The organism is Microbacterium sp. B24, from assembly GCF_000333415.1.
Taxonomy (GTDB): Bacteria; Actinomycetota; Actinomycetes; order Actinomycetales; family Microbacteriaceae; genus Microbacterium.
In genome coordinates, this window is sequence record NZ_BADB01000550.1 from 1 (window position 1) to 319 (window position 319).

1 protein-coding gene is annotated in these 319 nt (G+C 64.6%); it reads right to left on the minus strand.

The window, feature by feature from the left end:
* Window positions 1-283: response regulator (locus I5I_RS15950; RefSeq protein WP_036322139.1), on the minus strand; the 283-nt coding region annotated here is incomplete at its 3' end.
* Window positions 284-319: the final 36 nt, after the last annotated feature.

Sequence of the window (319 nt, forward strand, 5' to 3'; positions counted from 1 at the left end):
TCAGCCCTTCGATCTTGTCCTCGGTCTCATCCTTCGCCGTGAGGAAGAGGATGGGCGCCGTGTACCCTGCGCCGCGGAGGCGCTTGGTGACGCTGAACCCGTTCATGTCGGGGAGCATCACGTCGAGGATGATGAGGTCTGGTTCCTCTTCGAGCACGGCCGAGATGGTCTGCGCGCCGTTCGCGACGGCGCGCACCTGGTAGCCGGCGAACCTGAGGCTCGTGACCAGCAGGTCCCGGATGTTCGGTTCGTCGTCCACGACGAGGATGCGCGGTGCGGTCATAGCCCCATCCTGGCATCGCAACCCTTCCCTTTGCTG